The 25,099-nt window shown below is 44.7% G+C and carries 35 protein-coding genes; 27 read left to right on the top strand and 8 right to left on the bottom strand.

Annotation, left to right across the window (positions count from 1 at the left end; all coding sequences use genetic code 11):
* The 20 genes from rpmC to rplQ form a co-directional block, all read left to right on the top strand.
* The coding region (gene rpmC, locus AC06MN_RS10245) for a 50S ribosomal protein L29 (protein WP_475672280.1) at nucleotides 1-136 on the top strand (136 nt) is incomplete at its 5' end.
* Nucleotides 137-142: 6 nt separating this feature from the next.
* The gene (gene rpsQ, locus AC06MN_RS10240) at nucleotides 143-397 is read left to right on the top strand and encodes a 30S ribosomal protein S17 (protein WP_475672277.1); all 255 of its coding nucleotides are present in this window, start codon (nucleotides 143-145) and stop codon (nucleotides 395-397) included.
* A gap of 2 nt (nucleotides 398-399) precedes the next feature.
* A complete protein-coding gene (gene rplN, locus AC06MN_RS10235) occupies nucleotides 400-768 on the top strand; it encodes a 50S ribosomal protein L14 (protein WP_475672276.1) in 369 nt (122 codons plus the stop codon).
* A gap of 19 nt (nucleotides 769-787) precedes the next feature.
* A complete protein-coding gene (rplX, locus tag AC06MN_RS10230; RefSeq protein ID WP_475672275.1) occupies nucleotides 788-1,105 on the top strand; it encodes a 50S ribosomal protein L24 in 318 nt (105 codons plus the stop codon).
* Between the two features lies 1 nt (nucleotide 1,106).
* A complete protein-coding gene (gene rplE / locus AC06MN_RS10225; RefSeq protein ID WP_475672274.1) occupies nucleotides 1,107-1,664 on the top strand; it encodes a 50S ribosomal protein L5 in 558 nt (185 codons plus the stop codon).
* A 3-nt stretch (nucleotides 1,665-1,667) separates the two neighbouring features.
* Nucleotides 1,668-1,937, top strand: a complete 270-nt coding sequence (rpsN, locus tag AC06MN_RS10220) for a 30S ribosomal protein S14 (RefSeq protein ID WP_475672273.1) — start codon at nucleotides 1,668-1,670, stop codon at nucleotides 1,935-1,937.
* Nucleotides 1,938-1,958: 21 nt separating this feature from the next.
* The gene (gene rpsH / locus AC06MN_RS10215) at nucleotides 1,959-2,363 is read left to right on the top strand and encodes a 30S ribosomal protein S8 (protein ID WP_475672272.1); all 405 of its coding nucleotides are present in this window, start codon (nucleotides 1,959-1,961) and stop codon (nucleotides 2,361-2,363) included.
* 22 nt (nucleotides 2,364-2,385) lie between these two features.
* Nucleotides 2,386-2,943 carry a 50S ribosomal protein L6 gene (gene rplF, locus AC06MN_RS10210; RefSeq protein WP_475672271.1) on the top strand — a complete coding sequence of 186 codons (558 nt, stop codon included), beginning with the start codon at nucleotides 2,386-2,388 and terminating at the stop codon, nucleotides 2,941-2,943.
* Between the two features lie 22 nt (nucleotides 2,944-2,965).
* The gene (gene rplR, locus AC06MN_RS10205; protein WP_475672270.1) at nucleotides 2,966-3,322 is read left to right on the top strand and encodes a 50S ribosomal protein L18; all 357 of its coding nucleotides are present in this window, start codon (nucleotides 2,966-2,968) and stop codon (nucleotides 3,320-3,322) included.
* 5 nt (nucleotides 3,323-3,327) lie between these two features.
* Nucleotides 3,328-3,846, top strand: a complete 519-nt coding sequence (gene rpsE, locus AC06MN_RS10200) for a 30S ribosomal protein S5 (protein WP_475672269.1) — start codon at nucleotides 3,328-3,330, stop codon at nucleotides 3,844-3,846.
* A gap of 13 nt (nucleotides 3,847-3,859) precedes the next feature.
* Nucleotides 3,860-4,042, top strand: coding sequence for a 50S ribosomal protein L30 (gene rpmD, locus AC06MN_RS10195; protein ID WP_475672268.1), 183 nt, complete (start codon nucleotides 3,860-3,862; stop codon nucleotides 4,040-4,042).
* A gap of 29 nt (nucleotides 4,043-4,071) precedes the next feature.
* Nucleotides 4,072-4,515: a 50S ribosomal protein L15 gene (rplO, locus tag AC06MN_RS10190; protein WP_475672267.1), complete on the top strand. Its 444-nt coding sequence runs from the start codon at nucleotides 4,072-4,074 to the stop codon at nucleotides 4,513-4,515.
* 6 nt (nucleotides 4,516-4,521) lie between these two features.
* The gene (gene secY / locus AC06MN_RS10185) at nucleotides 4,522-5,880 is read left to right on the top strand and encodes a preprotein translocase subunit SecY (RefSeq protein ID WP_475672266.1); all 1,359 of its coding nucleotides are present in this window, start codon (nucleotides 4,522-4,524) and stop codon (nucleotides 5,878-5,880) included.
* A 249-nt stretch (nucleotides 5,881-6,129) separates the two neighbouring features.
* A complete protein-coding gene (infA, locus tag AC06MN_RS10180; RefSeq protein ID WP_475672265.1) occupies nucleotides 6,130-6,351 on the top strand; it encodes a translation initiation factor IF-1 in 222 nt (73 codons plus the stop codon).
* 25 nt (nucleotides 6,352-6,376) lie between these two features.
* Nucleotides 6,377-6,493 carry a 50S ribosomal protein L36 gene (rpmJ, locus tag AC06MN_RS10175; RefSeq protein ID WP_475672264.1) on the top strand — a complete coding sequence of 39 codons (117 nt, stop codon included), beginning with the start codon at nucleotides 6,377-6,379 and terminating at the stop codon, nucleotides 6,491-6,493.
* 35 nt (nucleotides 6,494-6,528) lie between these two features.
* A complete protein-coding gene (gene rpsM, locus AC06MN_RS10170) occupies nucleotides 6,529-6,906 on the top strand; it encodes a 30S ribosomal protein S13 (protein WP_475672263.1) in 378 nt (125 codons plus the stop codon).
* 48 nt (nucleotides 6,907-6,954) lie between these two features.
* Nucleotides 6,955-7,344 carry a 30S ribosomal protein S11 gene (gene rpsK / locus AC06MN_RS10165; protein WP_475672262.1) on the top strand — a complete coding sequence of 130 codons (390 nt, stop codon included), beginning with the start codon at nucleotides 6,955-6,957 and terminating at the stop codon, nucleotides 7,342-7,344.
* A 27-nt stretch (nucleotides 7,345-7,371) separates the two neighbouring features.
* On the top strand, nucleotides 7,372-7,980 hold the full coding sequence (gene rpsD / locus AC06MN_RS10160; protein ID WP_475672261.1) for a 30S ribosomal protein S4: 609 nt from the start codon (nucleotides 7,372-7,374) through the stop codon (nucleotides 7,978-7,980).
* Between the two features lie 33 nt (nucleotides 7,981-8,013).
* A complete protein-coding gene (locus tag AC06MN_RS10155; RefSeq protein ID WP_475672260.1) occupies nucleotides 8,014-9,006 on the top strand; it encodes a DNA-directed RNA polymerase subunit alpha in 993 nt (330 codons plus the stop codon).
* Nucleotides 9,007-9,011: 5 nt separating this feature from the next.
* Entirely contained in the window at nucleotides 9,012-9,503 is a 492-nt protein-coding gene (rplQ, locus tag AC06MN_RS10150) for a 50S ribosomal protein L17 (protein ID WP_475672259.1), read from the top strand.
* Between the two features lie 88 nt (nucleotides 9,504-9,591).
* On the opposite strand, the gene rfaD is transcribed toward rplQ, so the two are convergent.
* Genes rfaD through AC06MN_RS10130 form a run of 4 tightly spaced genes read right to left on the bottom strand, consistent with a single transcriptional unit; the run spans nucleotide 9,592 to nucleotide 14,615 of the window.
* Nucleotides 9,592-10,557 carry an ADP-glyceromanno-heptose 6-epimerase gene (rfaD, locus tag AC06MN_RS10145; RefSeq protein WP_475672258.1) on the bottom strand — a complete coding sequence of 322 codons (966 nt, stop codon included), beginning with the start codon at nucleotides 10,555-10,557 and terminating at the stop codon, nucleotides 9,592-9,594.
* Nucleotides 10,558-10,559: 2 nt separating this feature from the next.
* The gene (locus AC06MN_RS10140) at nucleotides 10,560-11,624 is read right to left on the bottom strand and encodes an RluA family pseudouridine synthase (protein ID WP_475672257.1); all 1,065 of its coding nucleotides are present in this window, start codon (nucleotides 11,622-11,624) and stop codon (nucleotides 10,560-10,562) included.
* Entirely contained in the window at nucleotides 11,621-13,732 is a 2,112-nt protein-coding gene (locus AC06MN_RS10135; protein WP_475672256.1) for a T9SS type A sorting domain-containing protein, read from the bottom strand. Before AC06MN_RS10135 ends, AC06MN_RS10140 begins: the two co-directional genes overlap by 4 nt.
* Nucleotides 13,716-14,615: a PASTA domain-containing protein gene (locus AC06MN_RS10130; RefSeq protein WP_475672255.1), complete on the bottom strand. Its 900-nt coding sequence runs from the start codon at nucleotides 14,613-14,615 to the stop codon at nucleotides 13,716-13,718. Before AC06MN_RS10130 ends, AC06MN_RS10135 begins: the two co-directional genes overlap by 17 nt.
* Nucleotides 14,616-14,874: 259 nt before the next feature.
* Between AC06MN_RS10130 and AC06MN_RS10125 the strand changes: the two genes are divergently transcribed.
* The 5 genes from AC06MN_RS10125 to AC06MN_RS10105 all read left to right on the top strand — a co-directional run bounded on the left by AC06MN_RS10125 (nucleotide 14,875) and on the right by AC06MN_RS10105 (nucleotide 20,934).
* Complete coding sequence (locus tag AC06MN_RS10125; protein ID WP_475672254.1) at nucleotides 14,875-15,849, top strand: D-alanine--D-alanine ligase; 975 nt, start codon at nucleotides 14,875-14,877, stop codon at nucleotides 15,847-15,849.
* Between the two features lie 164 nt (nucleotides 15,850-16,013).
* On the top strand, nucleotides 16,014-17,441 hold the full coding sequence (locus AC06MN_RS10120) for an AAA family ATPase (protein ID WP_475672253.1): 1,428 nt from the start codon (nucleotides 16,014-16,016) through the stop codon (nucleotides 17,439-17,441).
* Between the two features lie 595 nt (nucleotides 17,442-18,036).
* Nucleotides 18,037-18,969: a hypothetical protein gene (locus AC06MN_RS10115; RefSeq protein WP_475672252.1), complete on the top strand. Its 933-nt coding sequence runs from the start codon at nucleotides 18,037-18,039 to the stop codon at nucleotides 18,967-18,969.
* A gap of 27 nt (nucleotides 18,970-18,996) precedes the next feature.
* On the top strand, nucleotides 18,997-19,401 hold the full coding sequence (locus AC06MN_RS10110) for a toll/interleukin-1 receptor domain-containing protein (protein WP_475672251.1): 405 nt from the start codon (nucleotides 18,997-18,999) through the stop codon (nucleotides 19,399-19,401).
* A 66-nt stretch (nucleotides 19,402-19,467) separates the two neighbouring features.
* Nucleotides 19,468-20,934: an SUMF1/EgtB/PvdO family nonheme iron enzyme gene (locus AC06MN_RS10105; protein ID WP_475672250.1), complete on the top strand. Its 1,467-nt coding sequence runs from the start codon at nucleotides 19,468-19,470 to the stop codon at nucleotides 20,932-20,934.
* Nucleotides 20,935-21,141: 207 nt separating this feature from the next.
* Here the strand turns inward: AC06MN_RS10105 and tatC are convergent, their stop codons facing one another.
* The 3 genes from tatC to AC06MN_RS10090 are packed head-to-tail and all read right to left on the bottom strand — an operon-like array spanning nucleotide 21,142 to nucleotide 23,382.
* Entirely contained in the window at nucleotides 21,142-21,915 is a 774-nt protein-coding gene (gene tatC, locus AC06MN_RS10100; protein ID WP_475672249.1) for a twin-arginine translocase subunit TatC, read from the bottom strand.
* A complete protein-coding gene (locus tag AC06MN_RS10095) occupies nucleotides 21,893-22,102 on the bottom strand; it encodes a Sec-independent protein translocase subunit TatA/TatB (protein ID WP_475672248.1) in 210 nt (69 codons plus the stop codon). Before AC06MN_RS10095 ends, tatC begins: the two co-directional genes overlap by 23 nt.
* Nucleotides 22,103-22,116: 14 nt before the next feature.
* Nucleotides 22,117-23,382 (bottom strand): aldo/keto reductase, encoded by a 1,266-nt coding sequence (locus AC06MN_RS10090; RefSeq protein WP_475672247.1) that lies wholly within the window; start codon nucleotides 23,380-23,382, stop codon nucleotides 22,117-22,119.
* A gap of 231 nt (nucleotides 23,383-23,613) precedes the next feature.
* On the opposite strand from AC06MN_RS10090, the gene AC06MN_RS10085 reads away from it, so the two are divergent.
* A complete protein-coding gene (locus tag AC06MN_RS10085) occupies nucleotides 23,614-23,943 on the top strand; it encodes a type II toxin-antitoxin system RelE/ParE family toxin (protein WP_475672246.1) in 330 nt (109 codons plus the stop codon).
* 2 nt (nucleotides 23,944-23,945) lie between these two features.
* Nucleotides 23,946-24,269: a helix-turn-helix domain-containing protein gene (locus AC06MN_RS10080; RefSeq protein WP_475672245.1), complete on the top strand. Its 324-nt coding sequence runs from the start codon at nucleotides 23,946-23,948 to the stop codon at nucleotides 24,267-24,269.
* Nucleotides 24,270-24,342: 73 nt separating this feature from the next.
* Here the strand turns inward: AC06MN_RS10080 and frr are convergent, their stop codons facing one another.
* Nucleotides 24,343-24,906, bottom strand: coding sequence for a ribosome recycling factor (gene frr, locus AC06MN_RS10075; protein ID WP_475672244.1), 564 nt, complete (start codon nucleotides 24,904-24,906; stop codon nucleotides 24,343-24,345).
* Nucleotides 24,907-25,099 lie beyond the last annotated feature (193 nt).

The raw sequence follows: 25,099 nt of genomic DNA, 5'->3' as shown, positions 1-25,099 counted from the left end.
TGAGAAAAACAATCTTGACACAATGAAGATTAATCACGCTATCTCTCCGTTGGAGGATACTTCCAAGATTAGCAAGACCAGAAGGGATATCGCTCTTATGATCACTATCCTTGCTGAAAAAGAAAAACAAAACTAAAAGATTATGGAAAGAAATCTTCGCAAGGAAAGAATCGGAGTAGTGGTCAGCAACAAGATGGACAAGACCATCATCGTTGCCGTAGAGATAAAGGAGAAGCATCCCCTCTATGGAAAGTTCGTAAAGAAGACCACGAAGTTTGTTGCCCAGGACGAGAAGAACGAGTGCGGTGAGGGTGATACCGTCCGCATTATGGAGACCCGTCCCCTGAGCAAGACCAAGAACTGGAGACTCGTAGAAATTGTAGAAAAAGCTAAGTAATTATGATACAGCAGGAAACACGTTTACAGGTGGCTGACAACAGCGGTGCGAAGGAAGTTCTTTGCATCCGTGTGCTTGGAGGTACACGCCACCGTTATGCGACAGTCGGAGATGAGATTGTCGTATCCATCAAGAGTGCAATTCCGGGCTCAGAAGCCAAGAAGGGTACAGTTTCAAAGGCTGTAGTCGTACGCACAAAGAAGGAAATTCGCCGTCCCGACGGATCTTATATCCGCTTCGACGACAATGCCTGCGTTCTTCTGAACCAGGCCGGTGAACTCGTCGGTACACGTATCTTTGGACCAGTTGCCAGAGAGTTGCGTGAAAAGAATTTCATGAAAATAGTTTCGCTCGCTCCAGAAGTATTGTAATTAAAAATTCGAATCAACTATGAGTAAATTACATGTAAAGAAAGGCGACACTGTTTTGGTCCTTTCAGGCAATGACAAAGGCAAACAGGGTAAGGTCATGAGCGTCGATGTCGAAAAGAATAGAGCTGTCGTCGAAGGCGTCAGAATCATTTCGAAGCACACACGCCCTAACACCGAACATCCACAAGGCGGCATCATCAAACAGGAAGCCCCTATCCACATCTCCAACCTGATGGTTGTCGACAAGAGCGGCAAACCTACCAGAATTGGCCGTAAGAAAGACGAAAACGGCAAATCAGTCCGTTATTCAAAGAAAACAGGCGAAATCATAAAGTAATATGAACTATCAACCCAGACTTAGAGGACAATACAAGAGTGAAATCGTGCCTGCATTGATGGAAGAATTCCACTACAAATCAGTGATGCAGGTTCCACGGCTTTTGAAAATTTCACTTAATCAGGGTATCGGCGCAGCTTTGGCCGATAAGAAACTGATTGACTATGGTGTAGAGGAAATGACAGCTATCACCGGTCAGAAAGCCGTACCGACTATTTCTAAGCACGACGTCAGTAACTTCAAACTGCGCCGTGGCAACCCGATTGGCGTGCACGTAACGCTGCGCGGTGACAAGATGTACGAATTTCTCGAACGTTTAGTCTGCGTAGCCCTTCCACGTGTCCGTGACTTCAGGGGTATCAACGACAAAGGCTTTGATGGCCGTGGCAATTACAGCTTCGGTATCACCGAACAGATCATTTTCCCGGAAATCGATATCGAAAAGGTTAACAAACTGAACGGTATGAACATCACCTTCGTCACTTCAGCCAATACTGACCAAGAGGCTTTGGCTTTGTTGAAAAAATTCGGTCTTCCTTTTAAAAATCAAAAAAAGTAAACCATGGCAAAAGAGTCAATGAAAGCGCGCGAGCGCAAAAGAGCACAAATGGTGGCCAAATACGCCGCTAAGCGTGCAGCCTTGAAGGAAGCTGGCGATTATGAAGCTTTGCAGAAACTGCCTAAGAACGCTTCACCAGTCCGTTTGCACAACCGTTGCCAACTCACTGGCCGTCCAAAGGGCTATATGAGACAGTTCGGCATCTCACGTATCAATTTCCGTGAAATGGCACTGAAAGGCTTGATCCCAGGTGTTAAGAAAGCTAGTTGGTAAACATTTAAGATTAGATTAAAGATGAATACAGACCCTATAGCAGATTATTTGACACGTATTCGCAATGCTGTCAATGCAAAGCATAGAATCGTTGAAATCCCGGCTTCAAACATTAAGAAGGCTATGACCCAGATCCTTTTCGAAAAGGGCTACATCCTCAACTATAAGTTTGAAGAAGGCGAAAAGAAATCACAGAATGTCATTAAGATCGCTCTTAAGTATCATCCTGTGACCAAAGTGCCTGCAATCACAACCATCGACCGCGTTTCACGTCCTGGTTTGAGAAGATATGCAGACAGCGAAAACCTCCCAAGAGTGATGAATGGCCTCGGTATCGCCATCATTTCCACTTCTCAGGGTGTTATGACTGACAAGGAAGCCCGTAAGCTCCACATCGGTGGCGAAGTTTTGTGTTACGTTAGCTAATTAAAGGAAGGAGATAGAGAATATGTCACGTATTGGTAAATTGCCTATCGCCATTCCGGCCGGCGTTACAGTGAACATCGACAACGATGCTCAGGTCATTACAGTTAAAGGTAAACTCGGTGAACTTTCACAGAAATTCTACGATCATGTCATCCTCGAAATCGAAGGCGACCAGATCCATGTCAAGCCAAACGAAGCAGTTGCTGAAGCTGGCTCAAAGCATGGCCTCTATCGCGCTTTGATCGCCAACATGGTCAAGGGTGTAAGCGAAGGTTTCGAAACCGTTCAGGAATTTGTCGGCGTCGGCTACAAGGCTGAAGCTAAGGGACAGATCCTTGAATTAGGTCTTGGTTTCTCTCACAACATCTTCTTCGAGATGCCGGCAGAGATTAAAATTGAAACCATCAACGAAAGAGGTAAGAATCCTATTTTGAAGATGCGTTCATACGACAAACAACTTCTTGGTCAGGTGGCCGCAAAGATTCGTTCAATGCGTGAGCCTGAACCTTATAAGGGTAAGGGTATCAAGTTCGAAGGCGAAGTCCTGAGACGTAAGGCAGGTAAAGCTGCTGGTAAGTAATCATTAATACCTCAGTAAGAAAATGGCAAAAACTAAAGAAGAAAGAAGACAAATCATCAAGAAGAGCATCAGAAAGAAAATCTCTGGTACTGCTGCCCGTCCACGCATGAGCGTCTTCAGAAGCAACAAGCAAATCTATGTGCAGCTGATTGACGACGAAGTCGGCAAGACATTGGCTGCTGCCAGCTCACGCGAGAATGGCATCGAAAATGAAAAGATTACGAAGATCGAACAGGCCGCTAAGGTTGGCACCCTGATCGCCGAAAAGGCTAAGGCTGCCGGCATCGAAGCCGTAGTGTTCGACCGTAACGGTTATTTGTATCATGGTAGAGTCAAGTCACTGGCTGACGGCGCTCGTAATGGAGGATTAAAATTCTAATTGTCATGGCAGAAGTTAACGTAAAAAGAGTAAAATCTAGCGAAATCGAGTTCAAGGAACGTCTCGTTAGCATCAACCGCGTCACAAAGGTGACAAAGGGCGGTCGTACTTTCACATTTGCTGCTCTTGTTGTCGTAGGCAATGAGAATGGTGTCGTCGGTTACGGTCTCGGCAAAGCCAAGGAAGCTACCGCCGCCATCCAGAAGGGCGTCGATGATGCAAAGAAAAACCTCGTTAAGGTTCCAGTATTGAATGGAACATTGCCTCACGAACAGTATGGTAAATACAGCGGCGCTTACGTTTACATCCAGCCAGCTACTCCTGGTACCGGTGTCATCGCAGGTGGTGCTATGCGTGCCGTGCTCGAAAGTGTCGGCGTGAAGAACGTGATGGCTAAGTCAAAAGGTTCTTCCAACCCTCACTCAGTGGTTAAGGCTACATTCGATGCTCTCACAAGAATGCGCGATGCTTATACTGTCGCCGAACTGAGAGGTGTGGATTTGGATACTGTGTTTAACGGATAAAACTTTTGAAACGATGAAAAAAGTAAGAATCACCCAAATCAGAAGTGGTATCGGAAGACCACAAGATCAGAAGGACACATTGAAATCACTCGGTCTGAGAAAGATGCACCAGTCAGCAGAAGTTGACATGGACAACCCTTGCCTGGCCGGTATGGTGAACAAGGTAGCTCACCTTCTTAAGATCGAAGAAATTTAATTGTTGAACTTAATCAAATCTGCAATATTATGGATTTAAGTAATCTCAAACCAGCAAAAGGTTCTGTAAAGAACAAGACAAGAAAAGGCCGTGGCCAAGGTTCGGGAAAAGGTGGCACATCTACACGTGGTCATAAGGGTGCTCAGGCACGCTCTGGCGCAAAGAACAAGATTGGCTTCCAAGGCGGTCAAATGCCTCTCGTCCGTTTGGTTCCTAAGTTCGGTTTCAAAAACCTGAATCGCGTGGAGTATTGCCCGGTTAACCTCTCAACTTTGCAGAAACTTGCTGAAAACGGCGTTTCAGTGATCACTCCTGAAGTGCTTGTCGAAAAAGGTATCACTCACAAGAAAGAACTCGTCAAGATTCTTGGCCGTGGTGAACTGACTGCAAAATTAGAAGTTAAAGCACACGCATTTTCCGCTAAGGCTCAGCAGGCTATCGAAGCTGCCGGCGGAACCTGCGAAAAATACTAATTCGCGATGAACAGATTAATAGAAACTATAAGGAACATCTTTAAGATCGAAGAACTTCGTAAACGTATACTGTTTACGTTGCTCATCATCTTGATCTACCGCTTCGGTTCGTTCGTTGTCCTTCCAGGCATCGACCCGAACCAATTGTCTGCGCTACAGAACAGCAGTAGCCAAGGCCTTCTCGGATTGCTCAACATGTTCTCCGGCGGCGCTTTCGGTAATGCTTCTATCTTCGCATTGGGCATCATGCCTTACATCACAGCGTCCATCATCATCCAACTGCTCGGCATGGCTGTCCCGTACTTCCAGCGCCTGCAGAAGGAAGGTGAAAGCGGCCGTAAGAAGATGAACCAGATTATGCGTTATCTGACTGTCATAATCGTCATCGTTCAGGCTCCTGGCTACATCAGAAACGTTATTTATCAATTGGGTCCAGCTGCTAAATTTGCTATCACTCCTTTTGATGGTGTTTCTAATCCAGGTTTCTTCTTCTGGTTCTCATCTGTCGTCCTTCTTGTCGCCGGCACCCTGTTCATCATGTGGCTCGGTGAAAAGATTACGGACAAGGGTATCGGCAATGGTATCTCCCTGATCATTATGATCGGTATCATTGCACGTCTCCCCGGTGCTTTCGTCGGTGAATGCGCAGCCCGCTTCGCACAAGGCGGCACTGGCCTTCTGGTTCTCGTTATTGAACTGATCGTTCTGTTCTTTGTCATGATCGGCACCATCGCCCTCGTGCAAGGCACCAGAAAGATTCCGGTACAGTATGCCAAGCGTGTTGTCGGTAACCGTCAGTACGGCGGTGTCCGTCAGTACATCCCGCTGAAAGTGAATGCTGCCGGCGTTATGCCTATCATCTTCGCTCAGGCTATCATGTTCCTGCCTATCACCATCGCCGGTTTCAGACAGACTGAGAGCTTGACAGGTTTCGCAGCTGCTTTCACCAATGTCAACGGTTTCTGGTACAACTTCGTTTTCTTCATCCTCATCATCGCCTTCACGTATTTCTATACGGCAGTTACCATCAACTGCAACCAGATGGCCGAAGATATCAAGAAGAACGGTGGCTTCATCCCTGGCGTCAAGCCTGGTAAGAAGACCGCTGAATACCTTGACAACATCATGTCAAGAATCACGTTGCCAGGATCAATTTTCCTCGCCATCGTCGCTATCATGCCTGCTATCGTTTCCCTCATGGGCGTCAGCTCGTCATTCTCACACTTCTATGGCGGTACTTCACTGTTGATTCTCGTTGGCGTTGTGCTCGACACATTGCAACAAATCGAAAGCCACCTCCTGATGCGCCACTACGATGGTCTGACCAAGTCGGGTCGTATCAAGGGTCGTGTAGGCAGAATGTAAGATTGAACTTCAGGCTTCGAGCCTCGCTATAATTCAGGAAGCCTCTGCTTCTTCAGTGGAAACAGAGGTCTCCTGAATCTTAGGTAAAATCCTCACCGACAGTGCCGTTTTTTGAAAATTATTGAAAAAATGACATCAGTTTGGAAAAGAATTACTACCTTTGCCGCCCGAAATAGCGTAGGACAATAGCGTTTTAAGCTCGTTGTCAGTATTTTAATAAAGAAAAAAGTAAAAGTAGAAGAATAAAGTATGGTAAAACAATTGTCAATAGAACAGGAAGGCACCGTTGTCGAAGCATTAGGTAATGCCATGTTCCGCGTCGAACTGGAAAACGGTCTGGTCATCACGGCCACTATTTCCGGAAAGATGCGTATGCACTACATCAAGATATTGCCAGGCGACAAGGTTAAGGTAGAAATGTCTCCTTACGATTTGACAAAAGGCCGTATCACATTCAGATACAAGAATTAATCGCGAACAATTAATAAGAATAGATATGAAAGTTCAAGCATCTGTAAAGAAGAGATCTGCCGACTGCATCATTGTGAAGCGTAAGGGCAGAGTGTACGTTATTAATAAGAAGAACCCTAAGGAAAATCAGCGTCAGGGTTAATCGAGTAGAATTACTAATTTAAGCATTAAGATAATATGGCAAGAATCGCTGGTGTAGATATCCCGAGCAATAAAGCTGGAGAAATCTCTTTAACCTACATTTACGGTATCGGAAGATCTTTGTCGAAGGAAATCCTGGCCAAGGCTGGTGTTGAACCAAGCAAGAAAGTTCAGGATTGGACCGACGAGGAACAGAACACTGTTCGTAACATCATTGCCGAACAGTACAAGACCGAAGGTGAACTTCGCGGTGAAGTTCAGATGAACATTAAGCGTTTGATGGATATCGGTTGCTACAGAGGTGTCCGTCATCGTGCAGGTCTGCCAGTGCGCGGACAAAGCACCAAGAACAACGCACGTACCCGTAAGGGCCGCAAGAAGACTGTTGCAAACAAGAAGAAAGCTACTAAGTAATCGTTAGGTAGTTGGATCATATTTAATTACAAAATCACAAATTACAAAATGGCAAAGACCAATAAAGTAACTAAGAAACGTGTTGTTAAGATTGAAGCTACGGGCATGGCTTTCGTGAAGGCTTCTTTCAATAACATTATCATTTCTTTGACTAACAATGAAGGACAAGTCATCTCTTGGGCATCAGCCGGCAAGATGGGTTTCAAGGGTTCGAAGAAGAACACCCCATACGCTGCACAAATGGCCGCTGAAGAATGCACCAAGACTGCCTATGACTTGGGATTACGTAAAGTTAAAGTTTATGTAAAGGGACCTGGTGCAGGACGTGAATCTGCAATCCGTGCTATCCACTCAATGGGTGTTGAAGTGACCGAAATCATCGACGTCACCCCATTGCCACACAACGGTTGCCGTCCTCCAAAACGTAGAAGAGTATAATAGTTGAACAATTAAAAAATTTGAATTATGGCTAGATATACAGGTCCTAAAACGAAAATAGCTCGTAAGTTCGGTGAACCTATCTTTGGTTCAGACAAGTACTTCGAAAAGAGAAACTATCCTCCTGGGATGCACGGCGCTGCTGCAAGAAGAAAGAAAGTATCTGAATATGGCACCCAGCTGAAGGAAAAGCAAAAGGCTAAATATACATACGGCGTTCTGGAAAAGCAATTCCGCAAGACCTTCGAATTGGCAAGACGTAAGGAAGGCGTCACAGGTTTGATCCTGATGCAGCTTATGGAATCACGTCTCGACAACCTCGTTTATCGTCTCGGCATCGCTCCAACCCGTGCAGCTGCACGTCAGCTCGTTAGCCACCGCCACATCACCGTCAACGGTGAAATCCTTGGCATCCCTTCATACCTCGCTAAGGTAGGTGATGTCATTGGCGTGCGTGAAAAATCTAAGAGCTTGGAAGTCATTACCAATTCAGTTGAAGGCCGTTCAACAAGCAGTCATGCTTGGCTTGAATGGGATGCTGCCAAGATGTGTGGTAAGTTCTTGAATTATCCTACCCGTGAGGAAATTCCTGAAAATATCAACGAACAGCTCATCGTCGAATTGTATTCTAAGTAATTGTTGATTTTTAACCTGGTAAATAAAGAAAATATGGCAATATTAGCGTTTCAAAAACCTGATGAGGTTATCATGGTTGAAAGCACCGATACCAAAGGTGTTTTTGAATTCAGACCTCTGGAACCAGGTTTCGGTATAACCATTGGAAATGCGCTGAGGAGAATACTGCTGTCTTCACTCGAAGGCTTCGCTATCACCTCTATCCGCATCGACGGTGTAAGTCATGAGTTCGCCTCCATTGATGGCGTTATCGAAGACGTTGCCGACATGGTCTTGAACTTCAAGCAAGTCCGTTTCAAGCAACTCGTCGTTGGCGAAAACCACGAAAAGATTAACGTCACCATCTGCGGTCAGGAACAGTTTGTCGCTGGCGACATCAACAAGTTCCTCGCCAACTTCCAGGTGCTCAATCCTGAACTCGTCATCTGCAATCTCGACCCGTCAGTGAAACTGAATGTCGAAATCACGATAGGCAAGGGCAGAGGTTATGTTCCTGCTGACGAAAACAAGACTTTAGGCGCTGCTGTCGATACTATCGCTATCGACTCCATTTTCACACCTATCCGTAACGTGAGCTTCAGAGTGGAAAACTGGCGTGTTGAACAAAAGACTGACTACGAAAAGCTCGTCATCGAAATCGACACCGATGGTTCCATCCACCCGAAAGAAGCTTTGAAAGAAGCTGCAAAGATTCTCATCTTCCACTTCATGCTGTTCTCCGACGAAAAGATTACCCTCGTCCCGGACGAAAAGACAGTCACTGAAGAATTCGATGAAACTTCTCTGCATACGCGTCAGCTGCTGAAGACCAAGCTCGTCGACATGGACCTCTCAGTCCGTGCACTGAACTGCCTGAAGGCTGCTGAAGTTGAAACGCTTGGTGAACTTGTCGCCTTCAACAAGGCCGACCTCCTCAAATTCCGCAATTTCGGTAAGAAATCTCTCACGGAACTTGAAGAACTGGTCCGCAGCCGTGGCCTCGAGTTCGGTATGAATGTCAGCAAATATAAATTAGATAAGGAATAAGAAAGATGAGACACAATAAGAAAATCAATCACTTGGGAAGAAAAAGCGCTCACCGCAAGGCTATGCTTTCAAACATGGCTTCATCGCTGATTCTTAACAAACGTATCATAACCACTACAGCTAAGGCTAAGGCTTTGAGAATGTATGTCGAACCTCTGATCACCCGTTCAAAGGAAGACAACACTGCTAACCGCCGTCTTGTTTTTGCTTACTTGCAAAACAAATTTGCTGTCACCGAATTGTTCCGCGAAGTCAGCACTAAGGTTGCTAACCGTCCTGGTGGCTATACCAGAATCATCCGTATGCCTTTCAACCGTGAGGGTGATGCCGCTGAAATGTGCATGATGGAACTCGTCGACTACAACGATGTCTACACTGGCACCGAAAAGAAGGCTGCCAAGGCTAAGACAACCCGTCGTAGCAGCAAGAAGGCCGCTCCAAAGGCTGAGGAAACTCCTGCCGTTGAAGCTACACCAGCAGAAGAAGTCAAGGAATAATATCCTTTATTTCATACTATTTAAAAAGGATGACCTGAAAAGGTCATCCTTTTTGATTTTTCAGAATGTTGTTTTGCAAATTCGCTTGTCAGAAATATCGTTTCCCAATCAAATAGTTTGTCACATAGTCGTTTACGCCGTCTTCCAAGGTGGTGAAAGTCTTGTCGTAACCGGCTTTGCGTAGTTTGTCCATTTTGGCTTCCGTAAAATACTGGTATTTGTCGCGAATGTCTAATGGCGTGTCGATGAATTCGATGTTTGTTTTCAAATGCAAGGCTTTGAAGGTGTTGTCGGCCAAATCGTAGAAAGAACGCGCTTTGCCTGTCCCTACATTGTACAGACCGCTTTCCGGCTTATGTTGCATGAGCCAGAGAATGACGTTGGCGACATCTTTTACATATACGAAATCTCGCAATTGCTGACCATCCTTATAATCAGGGCGATGCGAGCGGAACAACTTGACTTGTCCGGTCGTGTTGATTTGCCCAAAGGAATGAAGAATGACCGATGCCATGCGACCTTTGTGGTATTCGTTTGGACCGTAGACGTTGAAAAACTTCAAGCCTGCCCAAAATGGCGGACATTCTTCCTGTTTCAAAATCCACTTGTCGATTTCGTTTTTTGAACGTCCGTAGGCATTCAGCGGTTGCAAGTCGTTCACGATTTCGTGACTGTCGATGTAGCCTAATTCGCCCATGCCGTAGGTGGCTGCCGAAGATGCGTAAATCAAAGGAATCTGGTGTTCGGTGCAGATTTTCCAAATGGCGAGCGTGTAATCGACATTCAGTTTCTGAAACACATTGTAATCAAATTCCGTGGTGTCGGTGCGGGCGCCAAGATGAATGATGAAATCAATCTCATGGTGATGGTTTTCAAACCACGCGATAAATTCGTTCCTGTCAATCAGCGATTTGTATTTCTTGCTGGAATAGTTCTCCTTTTTTTGAGTCTTGTTGAAATCATCAACCAGGACCAAGTCCTCAAAACCGTTTTGGTTCAAGGTGCCGGCAACAACGCTGGCTATGAATCCTGCTGCTCCTGTAATGACTATCATATTTATTCTTCCATTAAATTTCTGGTTTTCATATAGTTTCTCCATTTTTCCAAGACGGCTTTCATGTCATTGGGCAATTCGGAAACGAACATCATGGTTTTGCCTGTGGTAGGGTGAATGAAACCTAATTCCTTGGCGTGCAGTGCATGGCGAGGGATGATTTTGAAGCAGTTGTCGATGAATTGCTTGTATTTCGAGAAAGTCGTACCTTTCAGAATCATGTCGCCGCCGTAAGTGGCATCGTTGAAAAGCGGATGACCGATATATTGCGAGTGGACGCGGATTTGGTGCGTGCGGCCTGTCTCCAAACGGTATTCGTTCAGCGTGACGTAACCGAAACGTTCCAAAACGTGCCAGTGTGTGATGGCTTCCTTGCCGTAGTCGCCGTTGGGGTAGACGGCCATTTTGCGGCGGTCGTTGGCGCTGCGGCCGATGTTGCCTTCAATGGTGCCGTCGTCCTCGTCGAAATCGCCCCAAACCAAGGCGTTGTAGCGGCGGTGAATGCTGTGTTCGAAAAATTGTCTTGCAAGGATGGCTTGCGCGGTCTCGTTTTTGGCTACCAAAAGTAATCCCGTTGTGTCCTTATCAATGCGGTGGACGAGGTAACCGAACTTGTTTTCAACGTTTTGGCGGGTCTGTTCGAAGTGATAAGCCAATCCATTCAGCAAGGTGCCATCAAAATTTCCGTGTCCAGGATGGACGACCAGTCCGGCCTGCTTGTTGATTACGATTACGTCATCGTCTTCGTAAACGATTTCAAGTGGAATTTGCTGCGGCTTTATGTCGGTTTCGCGTGGCGGATAGCTGAATACGATGCTGATGACATCATTCGGCTTCACCTTATAGTTCTGTTTTACAGCCTTTTCGTTGACCAAAATGTTGCCAGCCTTGGCAGCATTTTGCACGCGGTTGCGCGAAATGTTCTGAATATGGTTGGTCAGGAAAGTGTCGATGCGTTCCAAGGCTTGGCCTTTGTCGACAACGATGCGGATATGTTCGTACAATTCGCCGCCTTCTTCTTCGGCGGTTTCGTTTTCTAAAATTTCGTCAATGTTGGCTTCGCTCATTTCTCGATGATGAATTTTTGAGTAAAGTTTTGACCATCCAAGGTCGTGATTTGAATGAAATAAAGGCCATTGTTGAAATCGCTAATGGCAATCTGGTTTGTCGCTGCACCTTGATAAAGTTTGCGTCCCATTATGTCGTAAAGGCAGATGCTGCTGATTTCCGATGCTTCTATGCCGCTGATATTCAATGTTGAAGATGCAGGATTCGGGTAAAGGCTGATGGCATCTGTGTTTTGCTCATCTACACCTATATAATAGGATTCGCCGATCACTGGACGCATCATGATGCTACCTGGATATTGGCTTTGCATCCACGAGCCGGTCACGTTGTAGAACGTGTATTCGCGGTTGTCGTTTGAAGAGTCGAAACCGATGTTGATGACACCGCTGCTTTGCTGCACAAGGCCAATGTAGAAAATGCCTGTCATATCGACTTTTTTGTCAAATTCGTAATAACTGAATTTGTAGGGCTGTTCTTCCCAACGTGGGCGCTGGTTCTTCATGCGGTAGACTTCTTCTCCCGGATGTCCGTTTTGTTCTTTCCAGATGACGATGTCGAAATATTTGTCGTTGGCATCGTGAAGTGTATGATTGAAAAGGAGTTGCACACCGCAAATTTTGTCGGGACTGACCAATTCAAACTTCGTGGCAAAACTTCCGTTGGCGGGTTCAATGCCGTAGCCGAGTTCAGGTGTGCCGTCGTCGTAGGCAAAATAATTATAGAAACCTTGATGGTAAATCATGGAATCCATCATTGGCGGCATAGCCGTTGAATCGTAAATGTAATGACAGATCATATAGGAAGTTGTGTCGCGTAACGGGTCGATGCTGAAGGCTTGACCGACGTATGGGCATGCTGGCGATTCCGATTCATAATCACAAGGGAAGAACCCGATTTGCTGGTATGGTGCAATGGTTTCGGGGTCTAATTCTCTTTTGTAATGCTGGTTTCCATTGACTTGGTCAACAGTATAATAATAATTTAAGGTGTGTTCCTGATTGTCAAGGTTGGCAATGTCTAAATAAAAACTTTCGCTGATGGCAGCGGTATTGATGACTTTGTACTGCGAATAAGGCATGGCCTGATAGCGTTTCAGGAAACTTGGCGCTTTGCCCGAAAAGGCCAACATTGGAATTGAACCGTCGGTTTTGGTGCGATTGATGTTTAGGTAGACTAAATCAATGTTCCAGTTGTCTTCGTTGCCGCGACCGCTCGGCTGCAATGAGCTGACAATGCTGGCGTAGTTGTAGAAACGGAAATAGAAATCGGAACGGAAATAACGTGGGGCGGTAATAGGAATCATGACTTGCTTGAAATATTGTCCGTTGTTTTCAGCCATGAATTGCTCTAAAGTTTGTCCGGGAGCACTCCAAATGTGGTACCAGGTAGTGTCGGCGACGGTTTCAAAAATGGAATCGCATGGCATGGCAATGCTGCCTTGCGTGACGTGGGTCAGCGTGTCGCCGATGATGGCGAAAAGATTTGGATTGCAGCCGCCGAAACTCCAAACGGTATCGCCTGGAAACAGCGTGTCAACTTGCATTATGTCGAAAATCTCTTGAATGTCAACTTGCTGGTAATCAATGTAAAGAAATTCTTGCCTTTCGGTTGTGGTGCCGAATTGCAGGACGAGAGAATCTTGTCCCTCGGGTGCGTTCCCGTTGCCTTGCGGTTGGAAATAGAAACTGAAATAGACCGAATCGGCGGGCGTGATGGCTCTTGGTGTGGGCTCAAAGATGGAGTCGAGGCGGATGCGTGCCGAGGTGAGATATTCTGCAACAAACGGGTTGCTGATGGCATAGTCGTAGACTTCGCCGTTTTCGTCGAGAACGTCCAAAGTGACAGCATTTCGCGTTGGCGGATTCAAAGGGAAACCATCGTTGACCAAAACGTTTCTGTCCGTCCATTTCGTGGCATCAGGATAGACCCGCGACTTGCTGAAATCATCAAAAAACGGCAAAGTCACTACCGGACTTTTGGCGGTTTTTGTCGATGGGGCGGGCTTCGCTCCGGATTGGAATCCCGTCAGGATTTCCTGAGCTTGCGATTGATGGGCGAAAAAGCCCAAAATAAGTGCCAAAGCGGCTATTTTAAAACTCGTCTTCATATTCAATGTCTGTGGTTTCAATGTTTTCTTCTGCTTCTTCTTCAATTTCTTCAATTTCCTCTAAACTTGGCTTGTTGTTGATGGAATCCTCGTGCAAGAGGTTCTTGTATTCCTTGTCGAAATCAAATTTCTTGCTTGAACGGTACCAGATGTTGACAAATGTGCCGGCATCCACCAAAGCGGAACTTGGGCCAGGCTTCATTTTCGATACTTTCATGTATTGCAGACTGTCGCTGTCGTCGAAAAACTCTTCGCCGAGGTTCAGCCCTGCAACATTCAGCAAACGCTTGACTTCGACAGCCGGGCGACCGATGAGGTTCGGTATCTCGATTTTCTTTTTGTCCTGACCGAAACCAACGCGCAAGGAGATTTTGCTGCCTTTCACGATTTCGGTCCCTGGCTCGATGACTTGGCCTTGATAAAGTTGCTCAATGACGGCGTTTTTGGCGAAATAATCTTCGTAAATCAGCTTGTCGACTTCCAAGCCGTTTGATTCAAGCGTGCCGACAGCCTGTCGCAACGAAAGGTTTTTCAGATTGGGCATCTCTGTCTTTTCAGGCATCACGGCCACGATGATGCAATAAACGTTGCGTCCTTTTTTCACTTTTGAGTCGGGCAAAGGGTCTTGCTGGACAATCGATCCGGGCTCTTCGCCTTTTGGATAAACACTGTCGATGAGGATGAAATTGAAGTCGCGGTCGTATTCTTCCTGCACTTCAAGGTAGTTCTGACCAATGAAATTTGGCATCGTGTAAACCTTGTCGTGACGCGTATAACCATCTAACGACCTGAATGTTATCCACATAAGGACGAAAAACAGCAAAATGATAATCAGCAGGTGAATGTAGAATTTCTTTTGCTTTAAAAACTCAAAGTGTCCCATACTTTACTAAATTTGCGGCGTTATTTAAAACTCGATTTGAGCGTTTTTATTGTTTGCTAATTTAAACCGACAAAAATAGGAAAAAAAGTCGTTGAAACAGAAAGTTTTATCTTGAAAGAAGTTTGATGGCTGGTTTTCAGTCTTCAGTTATCGGTTCTCAGTATTTGGCAAACCGAAAAATGAAAACTGTAAACTGAAAACCGAGAACTGACAACCAATTTTTAAATATTAAATCTTGAATTTTTAAATCTAACGATATATGAAAAACGTAGCAATTATCTGCGGCGGCGATTCCGGTGAGTTTGAAATCTCCGTCAATAGCGCCCATGTGGTGAAGAAAAACCTGAACCCTGAAAAGTATCTGTCTTACATTCTGGTGGTTTCGAAGAAAGGTTGGTATGGCCTTTTGGACGATGGAACCAAGGTCGACATTGATAAAAACGACTTTTCCATCTGTGTCGATGGCAAAAAAATCGTTTTCGATGTGGCTTTCAATGCCGTTCATGGTGTGCCGGGCGAAAATGGTCCGCTGTCGGGGTATCTCGAACTGATGGGCATTCCTTGCACTTCGTCCGATTTGACCACTTGCGCCCTGACTTTCCACAAGGATTTCTGCAAGCGCGTGGTGGCTTCCTACGATGTCAACGTGTCGCCTTCGGTCTTGGTCAATGAAGGCGAAAAATATGATGCTCAGCAAATTGTGGATGAATTGGGACTGCCTTTGTTCATCAAGCCGACTTGCAATGGCTCAAGTGTCGGTGTGTCGAAGGTGAAGACAATGGAACAATTCGTTCCGGCTATGGAAAAGGCAATGGCGGCTGGCGGTCAGGTGATGTGCGAAAAGTTTGTCAGCGGTCGTGAATTTGGCTGTGGCGCCATGAAATATGATGGCAAAATGATGGTTTTTCCGCTGACCGAAATTTGCAGCAAGAACGAATTTTTCGATTACGAGGCGAAATATACCGCTGGAAAATGCGATGAAATCACGCCTGCCGAAGTTGATGAGGAAATCGAAATCGAAATCAAGGCGACGACGGCCATGCTGTACGAAAAACTTGAATGTAAGGGCTTTGTGCGTATGGATTACATCGTGAGCGACGAAGGCGTTTTCTTCATCGAAGCCAATATCGTTCCCGGCATGTCGGAGGCCAGCATCATTCCGGCTCAGGCGCGTTGCTTCGGCTTGACGCTTGACCATTTGTTCGATATGGCCATTGAAAATGTGCTGAAATAATCCTTATAGGTGAGTTTGGAGTGGAAATCGCCTTAAAAATCATAGATTTCCACTTCAAACTGACTAAATTTCGGTAGTTTGGAGTGGAAATCGTGTAAAAAAATCACGATTTCCACTTTTCGTATCTGTTTTTTGCTTTCCTTTGCAGAAAATTATGTTGCAATATGATTGGACGTGAAAAGGAACAACGGGAACTGCTTGATTTACTGGATAAAGATGAGTCGCAGTTTTGCGCGGTTTATGGCAGACGGCGTGTTGGAAAGACCTATTTGATACGGGAAACCTTCGACAATCATTTCGCTTTTTCCCATACGGGACTTGCGAATGTCGAAAAGGAACAGCAACTTGCTGAGTTTAAGGACTCCCTGAAACGGTATGGTGCAAAAAAAATCCGAACGCCGAAGGACTGGTTTGAGGCTTTTCATCAGTTGGAGCATCTTTTGGAGGCTTCCGAGGAAAACAAAAAAGTGGTTTTTATCGATGAATTGCCATGGATGGACACGACGAGCAGCAACTTTGTCAGTGCTTTGGAACATTTCTGGAACGGCTGGGCTAATATGCGTAAGGATATTGTGCTAATTGTCTGTGGCAGTGCTACTTCATGGATAATGAGCAAAATCGTCATGAATCATGGAGGTTTGTATGGCAGGCTCACGTCGCAGATTTTCCTGAAGCCTTTTTCGCTGCATGAATGTGAATCGTATGCCGAGTATTTGGGCGTAAACCTGTCGCGTAAGGACTTGGCTGAAGCCTACATGATTTTGGGTGGTGTGCCTTTTTATTGGTCGCATCTGAAGCGTGGGGAGAGCCTTGCTCAAAACATTGACAGACTGTTTTTTGCTGATGATGCAAAACTGGCCAACGAGTTTGATGCGTTGTACAAGTCGCTTTTTAAGTTTCCAGCACCTTATGTTACGATAGTTTCTGCGCTTGCTAAGAAAAAGGCTGGCATGACACGCAAAGAAATTCTTGATGAGACGAAACTGCTTGATAATGAGACTTTCATACGTGCGTTGCGTGAACTAGAACAATGCGGTTTCATTCGGAAATACACCATGTTGGGCCGCAAGGTTAAGGGTGCCATTTATCAGTTGATGGACAATTACACGCTTTTCTATTTCCAGTTTTTGCAGGATGGCAGGAAAGATGCGCATTTCTGGTCGAACAATATCGTTTCGCCGCAGCATTATGCTTGGTCGGGTTTGGCTTTCGAGCGCATCTGCCTGCAGCATTTGCCGCAAATCAAGCGGAAATTGGGCATTTCGGGTGTTGTCAGTAATGCGTATTCTTGGGCGTATAGCTTTAAGGATGAGGAAGATAAGATTGTGAAATTTCAGATAGATTTGCTGATTGACCGCAACGACAATATGATAAATCTTTGTGAAATGAAATTCTCGACTTCCGAATACGAGGTTTCAAAATCGGAAGAAGAACAGCTTCGTCGCCGTTTGTTGCGTTTCGTTGAGGCGACAAAGACTGAAAAATCAATCAATTACACGCTTGTAACGACTTGTGGACTGGTACCGACAAAGCATAGCAATGTTTTCCAGCAGGTTGTCGTTTTGGACGACCTTTTCGAAAAATCCATATAGGTGAGTTTGAAGTGGAAATCGCCTGAAAAATCATAGATTTCCACTTTAAACTGACTAAATTTTGGCAGTTTTGAGTGGAAATCGTGTAAAATATGATGGATTTCCACTTAAAACTGAAACACGAAAACGGAATCTCAGTTGAGGTTCCGTTTTCGTGTTGTGAATGTCTATGACTAATATTTTGGTAAGTAGGTGAGCAAAATTAGTTTACATATTAGTTCGATGCTTCGCCCCTTCGATGCTTCGGCAAGCTCAGCAAGCAAAGCTCAGGGAACGAAGCTCAGCAACCTGATTTGCAGCTTATTGAGTCTGTCGAAATGAGAAGATACTTTTGCAGTTTAATTATGAATGGTTACTTAATGAAAAAAATGTTGTTTTAATTGATTTGGTGCCTCTGTAGAGACGTTGCGTGCAACGTCTCCTGACTTGACAAACAATAATTTGGTTTGGAGACGTAGCTATGGAATTGAACTTTACATGCCGTAGTCATGGGCGTTTGGTAAAATATCAGATAAAATCAAAAAAGTTTGTAAGTTATAAAAGAAATTGTTTACCTTTGCAGGGTAAATTTTGTATTTGATATATGTTTTGATTTATGAAGTTGCATAAAGTATTGATATTGTTTCTTTTATTGATTCTGTGTGTGCTTTCAGATATGATTTATGCCCAAACAGATAGCATCAAATTATGTCAGGCAGATCTGATGGAGAAGATGGTTCTGATGGAGAAAAATATGCAGGAACTCTCTATCTCTTATCGAACTTTGCAGAAACAGAGTAGAAGAAATTCGGCTGAAATTCAAAATATTTCCAATGCTGTTGTTGCTGTTGATTGTTTACGACAAAAACAACATGATTCATTGAGAATTGTTATTGATAACTGCGAACAGCAACAAATGAAGCTTGATGAAAAAGTTACGGAAGCCAATCTTGATATGAGGAATAAGTTGTTGTCAATGGCAGATATTCTTGATTTCAGGACTTTAATAGGTGCAATTGCTGCACTTTGTCTTTTGGCAATTATCATTGTAATATGGATGCTCATACGTCGGCGTGTCAATCGGAATACTAAAGCTATTAATGATGTTGTTATGTCTCAAAAAGTGATTTTAGCAGAAAGCCAAAGTATCCAAGCAGAATTGTTGGCTTGTATTCGTGTCTTGACTATGGATACCTCTGCTAACAGTTTGGATGTTGAGCGTAGCATGGTTTTTCAGATTGCAGAAGGATTGGCCATTCTTGATACTAATATTTCTAATATTTTTCTTCTGAATTCCAATTGCGATGGTTGTGATAAGTTGAAGTTATTTGCAGATCAAGTTCGGACTGTATTGTCATCTATTGGTTATCAGGTAGATAATCTGATTGGAATGCCTTATGATGATAATCTTCATGTCGTAGCTACTTTTGTTAATGATTCGAGTTATAGCAAAGGTTCGCGTGTGATAACAGCAGTAAAAGTTCCTCATATAACCTTTCATGGTGTGACGGTGCAAAAAGCTCATGTTGTTGTTACACAGAATATATAAGGAAATGTTTAATCTAATATATATTATATGAAATACGATGTTTTTATCAGTTATGATGACGAAAATCAAAAAATAGTGGAAGCTTTGTCTCACTATTTGGAAGAACGTCATGTGAAATGTTTTGTCACATATCGTGACATTCCGCGTAGTGTTGACTATGACTCATTTACGATGGAGGCGATTGGTCAATCGCAGATGATGCTTGTGGTGTTTTCTGGCGTAGCCAAAATGAATGAAAACATGCTTCACAATCTGGAAGTTTGCACTGAAAAGGGGAAACCTGTTCTGAATTATCGTCTTATGAATTCTGCTATTTACAATCAGGATAAGAATCATTATAAGACTTTGAATTGGCTCGACAGTTTTCCGAAAACAGATGAGTGTTTTGAAGCCATATATAAGAACATATCTATGCTTATCAATGCTGATTAGTCAAATGGTAAAAAAGGTATTTTTATCTGATGAAACCAAAACTTTGGAATACTCAATGATAATGCCATGAAAAAATATGATGTATATATTAACTATGATTCAGGTGATCAAAAAATAGTGGAAGCTTTGTCTCACTATTTGGAAGAACGTCATGTGAAATGTTTTGTCACATATCGTGACATTCCGCGTGGTGTTGACTATGAGTCATTTACGATGGAGGCGATTGGTCAATCGCAGATGATGCTTGTGGTGTTTTCTGGCGTAGCCAAAATGAATGAAAACATGCTTCACAATCTGGAAGTTTGTACTGAGATGGGGAAACCCGTTTTGAGTTATCGTCTTATGAATTCTGCTCTCTATAATCAGAATAAGGATTACTATATGACATTAAACTGGCTTGTAAGTTTTCCGAATTTGGATGAATGTTTTGGAGCCGTTTTTAGGAATATACTCTCGCTTATTAGGCCTGAATTGGTTGATTATAAAGAGGTTATGACGAATGTCGATACCTGTCGTAAAAATGAACACCTGATAGGATTACAACAGAAATCAGATGGAGATTCAGATTCTGACTTCCTGCCAGAGACCGAGTTGGAATCGGATGGAGGGCCGGAGCCTGACTTCCTGCCAGAGACCGAGTTGGAGTCAGATGGAGAGCCGGAGGCTGACATCCTGCCAGAGACTGTGTTGGAATCGGATGGAGAGCCGGAGGCTGACTTCCAAAAGAATCCAGAAATGGAATCGGAAGGAGAGCCGGAGTTTGTTTTCCAACAGGAGTTAGAGATGGAATCGGAGGGAGAATCGAAGCTTGACTCTCAACTCGTAAATTTAGAAGACATTGCAAGTTTATTCGAAATGATACCAGTAAAAGGTGGCACATTTTTGATGGGTGCTCAAGCAGTGTCTTCCATGAAAGATAATTTTGATAATATGGCATATGGCGATGAAGAACCTGTTCATACTGTTGAATTGTCTGATTTCCAAATCAGTAAGACTGTAGTAACACAGGCTCAGTGGAAAGCTGTGATGGGTGATTTAAATGTCCAAGTCCAATTTGTTGGTGATAATTTGCCTGTTGATTCTGTTTCTTGGAACGTTGCCTGTGATTTTGTTTCTGAATTAAATGCCAAGACGGGTCTGAAATTCGGCTTTCCTACGGAAGCACAATGGGAGTTCGCTGCTCGTGGTGGCGTTTTGGGGAAATGTTATAAATATAGTGGAGGAAATGATCTTGATGCTGTGGGCTGGAATATTAGAAATAGTTCAGAAACGACCCATCCTGTTGCTCAGAAGTCGCCAAATGAACTTGGAATATTCGATATGAGTGGAAATGTTTGGGAATGGTGTGTTGATGACTATTGCGAGTATTCGAATAAGAGTCAGACAAATCCAATGATTAATAATAATGGTGATTTTCATGTTCTTAGGGGGGGATCTGCCAAGAATGATGATGTGTATTGCCGTGTTTCGAGTCGAAATGCTGGTTCTACTGATAAAGTTGGGCTTATCGGAATCCGTTTGGTGTTAAGGTAATGGTAGTTATGTGTGGTTGATAACATAATAGCAAAAGGGACTGACTATTTCATTGGTCAGTCCTTTTTTAATGAATAAAAGTGTTTTTATTAAAAGTGTTGATTTTTAAACCGTCAAGATGTCTTTTGATTTGAGTTCCACTGTATCGTCAATTTCCTTGATGTATATTTGTCGGTGAGTTTCTGAATCTCTTCTTGTCGTAGCACGCTACGTCTCTACCCGTTTCACAATCAGCACGCTAATCTCAAACAAAAGGTAGATTGGAATGGCCACAAGCGACAGCGTGAAGGCATCGGCAGTAGGGGTGATGATGGCGGCAAGCACCACGATGACCACAATGGCGTGACGACGGTATTGTTTCATTAAAGCGCTTTTCAGCACGCCCATCTTGGCCAGAAGCCAACTCAGTACGGGCAGCTCAAACACCAAACCAATCATCAGCGAAAGCATGAGCAGGGTGGAGGTAAATGACTCGAGCGAGATGAGATTGGCAACATCGTCGCTAACTTGATAGGAGCCAAGAAAGCGCACGGTGAGCGGAAAAATGAGGAAGTAATTAAGCAGTACACCTAAGATGAACATCAGGTAGCCGCTTGTCACGGCACGCACGGCAAAATGCTTTTCATTGTCGTACAGTGCTGGCGCAATGAATCCGAACAACACATATATTATATAGGGCGATGTTGCCAGCAACCCCACATACAATGCCACTTTCATGTGAACGATGAACTGTTGTGCAAGGTTCACATTGATAAGCGATAATGAAAATTGAGAGACATCACCCGACAGCCTTTGAAAGAGGCGGTAGGTGACGAAACCGGAATCTTTGGGTGCTAAGACCACAGCAAAGATGGCATCCTTGAAACAGAATGCCACCACGCTGGCCACTAAAGCGGCAATGAGGATTCGGAAAATACAATGCCGGAGTTCCTCAACATGATCCCAGAAGGTAAGATTCTCAGGCTTCTTTTCCTGACTCATTATTGTCTTTCTTTTCTTTCTTTTCGGCTGGTTCATCCATGCCGTCCATGCCGTCCTTGAAACTCTTCACGCCTTTGCCCAAGCCGCGCATGAGCTCAGGAATCTTTTTGCCGCCAAACAGCAGCAGGACAATCAAGGCGATGATGATGATTTCCTGGGTGCCAATAAATAACAGTGTCATAATCAAATCTCTTTAATGGTTTATTTCTTGCCTAACACTTCCACGACACGGTCGAGTTGCTCGCGGATGTTGATATGTTGCGGGCACACTTCCTCGCACTTGCCACACTTGATGCAAGCCGATGCGAAATTGAATCCTTTGCCTTTCACATAGAAGTCTTCCTGATCGAGGGCTTCGGTCATGTCGCCGTACAAGGTGTAGAAATTCAGTGCGTTGAATGAGCCTGAAATGCCGATGTTCATCGGGCACACCTTGGCGCAGTAGTTGCAATTGGTGCAAGGAACGGTCGGGATGGAAGCCAGAGCCTTGCAGGCATCATCGATGACCTTGGCCTGTTCGTCGGTCAGTTTGTCGAAATCCTTCATCGTGTGGATGTTGTCTTCCATCTGTTCCACATTACTCATGCCTGACAAGACGGTCATGATGCCTTCTGGCGAAGCTGCGTAACGCAAGGCCCATGAAGCATACGATTCATCGGGAGCGGCGTTGTCGAAGACTTCTTTCACCGGCTGTGGCGGATTGGCCAACATGCCGCCCTTGATAGGTTCCATGACGATGACGGGCTTGCCGTGGCGGCGTGCAATCTCATAACATTCGCGGGCTTTCACGGTCGGGTCTTCCCAGTCGGCATAGTTGATTTGCAATTGCACGAACTCGGCTTCAGGGTGTTTCACGAGTATCTCTTCCAGTTCTTCGGGCGTGGCATGGGCCGAGAAACCGACGTGCTTGATTTTGCCAGCGGCTTTTTGTTCGAAAGCCCAGGTCCATAAGTCGTAGTCGTCGAAGAAATGGGTGCGGTTGCCGCCGAGGTTGTGCAGCAGATAGAAGTCGAAATATCCGGCGCCGGTGCGTTCAAGCGAGGTCTCAAATTGGGCAATGGCCTGTTCGCGGTTTTCGCATTTTACCCAAGCGGCCAGTTTGGTTGCCAGGATGAACTTGTCTCTCGGATAGCGTTCCACCAAGGCTTGGCGTGTGGCGTCTTCGCTGCCGCCGTAAGCCCAGGCTGTGTCGAAGTAGTTGAATCCGGCTTGCATGAACAGGTCGACCATCTGCTTGGTCTGTTCGATGTCGATGGAACGGTCCTCGAGGCGTGGCAGACGCATGAGGCCGAAGCCGAGTTTGCCGATAGGCGGCAGGTCGTCGAAAAATGCCGCTGGCGCTTCGGCAATCAGTTCTTCAATCTTCTTGTTTCCTTTGCCTACGCAGGCGGAAAGCAAACCTGAGCTAGCCACGGCCATTCCGCCAATGGCAATCAAACTTTCTTTCAGAAATTCTCTTCTATCCATATTTGAGTGATTTAGTGTTTTAGTTTTGCAAAGGTAGGATTTTTTTTGGAATCCGTTTTTGATTTGTTCAAAATACTCATTTGGCTTTTTCTGACAAGTCCTGCTGTTGTTTGCGTGGTAATGGAGAACATCTGTACTTGAAAATAGAAGTTTTTCTCCAAAAAAACAGAAAAAGTTTCCTTGTAAGGAACAGTTTTGCTATTTTTGCAGTCTAATTGAAATAGAAAAGGTGTGGAAGCAAAAGCAATTTATCTGAAGGATGCCGTGAGTTTTCTCGAAAGCCTGCCGGAGAAGACGCAAAGAAAAATCTATTACAATATAGACTTAATTTGTGGTGGAGTGAAGGATGAAAGGCTGTTTAAGAAACTGGAAGGAACTGAAATATGGGAGGTCAGGTCTTTGTATGGTGGCAATGCTTATCGGTTGCTGTCATTTTGGGATAATGAGGAAGATACGCTCATCGTTGCCTCGAATGGATTTATCAAGAAAACAAATAAAACGCCAAGGAAAGAAATTGAAAAGGCGGAAAACATTAAGATTGAATACTTTAAAAACAAATAATTATGATAGAATACCGCACACATGAAGAAATGCTTGACAAGCATGTTGGCAAGAAAGGTTCACCCGAAAGAAAAGCTTACGACGAAGAAGTGAAAAAAGGTTTGGAGGGATACCGTATTGGTGAAGCCATTAGGCAAGCCCGCAAGCAACAGGGACTGACCCAAGAGGAACTTGGAAAGCGTATGGGTGTACAAAGGGCTCAAGTTTCGAAATTAGAGAATGGCAGGAACATCGCCTATGCTTCTATCATTAGAGCTTTCAAGGCACTTGGAGCTGAGACCGCTTGTATTGACCTTGGCAAACTTGGCCGCGTGGCTCTTTGGTAAAAGCGTCAATCTGTCAGGAAACAAAAAAAAGCCTGCCGAAGCAGGCTTTTTTTTGTATCGTTAGGAGAAAACATTACACCGTCAAGATGTCCTTTGACTTGAGTTCGACCAAGTCGTCAATCTTCTTGATGTATTTGTCGGTGAGTTTCTGAATTTCTTCCTGAAGCTGTTTCGACTCGTCTTCCGAGATGGTGTCTTTTTCCAGTTTCTTGGCGTCGTCGTTAGCGTTGCGGCGTATGCCACGGATGCCGACTTTTGCTTCTTCGGCAGCGGTCTTGGTGCGCTTGACGAGTTCGCGGCGGCGTTCTTCGGTCAAAGGCGGGACGCTGATGCGGAGGATTTCGCCGTTGTTCATCGGGTTGAAGCCTAAGTTGGCGTTCAGAATGGCCTTGGCGATGTTGTTGAGTGCGCTCTTGTCGAAAGGCTGAACCACAATCATTCTGGCATCGGTGCAGCCGATGTTGGCGGTCTGCTCAATCGGAACGGTGGTGCCGTAATATTCAACCATAACGCCGTTCAGCATGGCTGGACTGGCTTTGCCTGCCCTGATGCTCTGAAATTCGTGTTCCAGATGCTTGATGGTGTTGTCCATGCTCTCAGTGGCTTCGTCTAATACAAATTGAGAATCTTCTGTCATGTGTGCTAAAATTTGCGGACAAAAATAAATGTTTTTTCTTTTCCGTAGCGATTTCCTCGCTATTTTTTAATTGGTGTATGTTTTTACATTGTATAAAAAGATAAAAATCATGGGGCGTTTCAAAAAAGTTTGTAATTTTGCCGCCAGAAATCAATAGGGGAACAGTCCAGTTCAGACGTCCATAATTTGGCGA

The sequence above is a fragment of the Candidatus Limimorpha sp. genome, from assembly GCF_056203535.1.
This window is presented reverse-complemented; position numbering and strand designations above follow the sequence as displayed.

What these genes read in the sequence shown, in the direction of transcription:
- rplQ (WP_475672259.1), top strand. Translation starts at nt 9,012, where the DNA reads ATGAGACACAATAAGAAAATCAATCACTTGGGAAGAAAAAGCGCTCAC.
- rplR (WP_475672270.1), top strand. Translation starts at nt 2,966, where the DNA reads ATGGCAAAAACTAAAGAAGAAAGAAGACAAATCATCAAGAAGAGCATC.
- rpsM (WP_475672263.1), top strand. Translation starts at nt 6,529, where the DNA reads ATGGCAAGAATCGCTGGTGTAGATATCCCGAGCAATAAAGCTGGAGAA.
- rplF (WP_475672271.1), top strand. Translation starts at nt 2,386, where the DNA reads ATGTCACGTATTGGTAAATTGCCTATCGCCATTCCGGCCGGCGTTACA.
- AC06MN_RS10120 (WP_475672253.1), top strand. Translation starts at nt 16,014, where the DNA reads ATGATTGGACGTGAAAAGGAACAACGGGAACTGCTTGATTTACTGGAT.
- AC06MN_RS10115 (WP_475672252.1), top strand. Translation starts at nt 18,037, where the DNA reads ATGAAGTTGCATAAAGTATTGATATTGTTTCTTTTATTGATTCTGTGT.
- rplO (WP_475672267.1), top strand. Translation starts at nt 4,072, where the DNA reads ATGGATTTAAGTAATCTCAAACCAGCAAAAGGTTCTGTAAAGAACAAG.
- AC06MN_RS10080 (WP_475672245.1), top strand. Translation starts at nt 23,946, where the DNA reads ATGATAGAATACCGCACACATGAAGAAATGCTTGACAAGCATGTTGGC.
- AC06MN_RS10135 (WP_475672256.1), bottom strand. Translation starts at nt 13,732, where the DNA reads ATGAAGACGAGTTTTAAAATAGCCGCTTTGGCACTTATTTTGGGCTTT.
- rpsK (WP_475672262.1), top strand. Translation starts at nt 6,955, where the DNA reads ATGGCAAAGACCAATAAAGTAACTAAGAAACGTGTTGTTAAGATTGAA.
- AC06MN_RS10140 (WP_475672257.1), bottom strand. Translation starts at nt 11,624, where the DNA reads ATGAGCGAAGCCAACATTGACGAAATTTTAGAAAACGAAACCGCCGAA.
- rpsQ (WP_475672277.1), top strand. Translation starts at nt 143, where the DNA reads ATGGAAAGAAATCTTCGCAAGGAAAGAATCGGAGTAGTGGTCAGCAAC.
- rplN (WP_475672276.1), top strand. Translation starts at nt 400, where the DNA reads ATGATACAGCAGGAAACACGTTTACAGGTGGCTGACAACAGCGGTGCG.
- AC06MN_RS10155 (WP_475672260.1), top strand. Translation starts at nt 8,014, where the DNA reads ATGGCAATATTAGCGTTTCAAAAACCTGATGAGGTTATCATGGTTGAA.
- rpsD (WP_475672261.1), top strand. Translation starts at nt 7,372, where the DNA reads ATGGCTAGATATACAGGTCCTAAAACGAAAATAGCTCGTAAGTTCGGT.
- AC06MN_RS10130 (WP_475672255.1), bottom strand. Translation starts at nt 14,615, where the DNA reads ATGGGACACTTTGAGTTTTTAAAGCAAAAGAAATTCTACATTCACCTG.
- rpmD (WP_475672268.1), top strand. Translation starts at nt 3,860, where the DNA reads ATGAAAAAAGTAAGAATCACCCAAATCAGAAGTGGTATCGGAAGACCA.
- AC06MN_RS10110 (WP_475672251.1), top strand. Translation starts at nt 18,997, where the DNA reads ATGAAATACGATGTTTTTATCAGTTATGATGACGAAAATCAAAAAATA.
- secY (WP_475672266.1), top strand. Translation starts at nt 4,522, where the DNA reads ATGAACAGATTAATAGAAACTATAAGGAACATCTTTAAGATCGAAGAA.
- tatC (WP_475672249.1), bottom strand. Translation starts at nt 21,915, where the DNA reads ATGAGTCAGGAAAAGAAGCCTGAGAATCTTACCTTCTGGGATCATGTT.
- rfaD (WP_475672258.1), bottom strand. Translation starts at nt 10,557, where the DNA reads ATGATAGTCATTACAGGAGCAGCAGGATTCATAGCCAGCGTTGTTGCC.
- rpsE (WP_475672269.1), top strand. Translation starts at nt 3,328, where the DNA reads ATGGCAGAAGTTAACGTAAAAAGAGTAAAATCTAGCGAAATCGAGTTC.
- AC06MN_RS10090 (WP_475672247.1), bottom strand. Translation starts at nt 23,382, where the DNA reads ATGGATAGAAGAGAATTTCTGAAAGAAAGTTTGATTGCCATTGGCGGA.
- frr (WP_475672244.1), bottom strand. Translation starts at nt 24,906, where the DNA reads ATGACAGAAGATTCTCAATTTGTATTAGACGAAGCCACTGAGAGCATG.
- rpmJ (WP_475672264.1), top strand. Translation starts at nt 6,377, where the DNA reads ATGAAAGTTCAAGCATCTGTAAAGAAGAGATCTGCCGACTGCATCATT.
- rplE (WP_475672274.1), top strand. Translation starts at nt 1,107, where the DNA reads ATGAACTATCAACCCAGACTTAGAGGACAATACAAGAGTGAAATCGTG.
- rpsH (WP_475672272.1), top strand. Translation starts at nt 1,959, where the DNA reads ATGAATACAGACCCTATAGCAGATTATTTGACACGTATTCGCAATGCT.
- infA (WP_475672265.1), top strand. Translation starts at nt 6,130, where the DNA reads ATGGTAAAACAATTGTCAATAGAACAGGAAGGCACCGTTGTCGAAGCA.
- AC06MN_RS10105 (WP_475672250.1), top strand. Translation starts at nt 19,468, where the DNA reads ATGAAAAAATATGATGTATATATTAACTATGATTCAGGTGATCAAAAA.
- AC06MN_RS10125 (WP_475672254.1), top strand. Translation starts at nt 14,875, where the DNA reads ATGAAAAACGTAGCAATTATCTGCGGCGGCGATTCCGGTGAGTTTGAA.
- rplX (WP_475672275.1), top strand. Translation starts at nt 788, where the DNA reads ATGAGTAAATTACATGTAAAGAAAGGCGACACTGTTTTGGTCCTTTCA.
- rpsN (WP_475672273.1), top strand. Translation starts at nt 1,668, where the DNA reads ATGGCAAAAGAGTCAATGAAAGCGCGCGAGCGCAAAAGAGCACAAATG.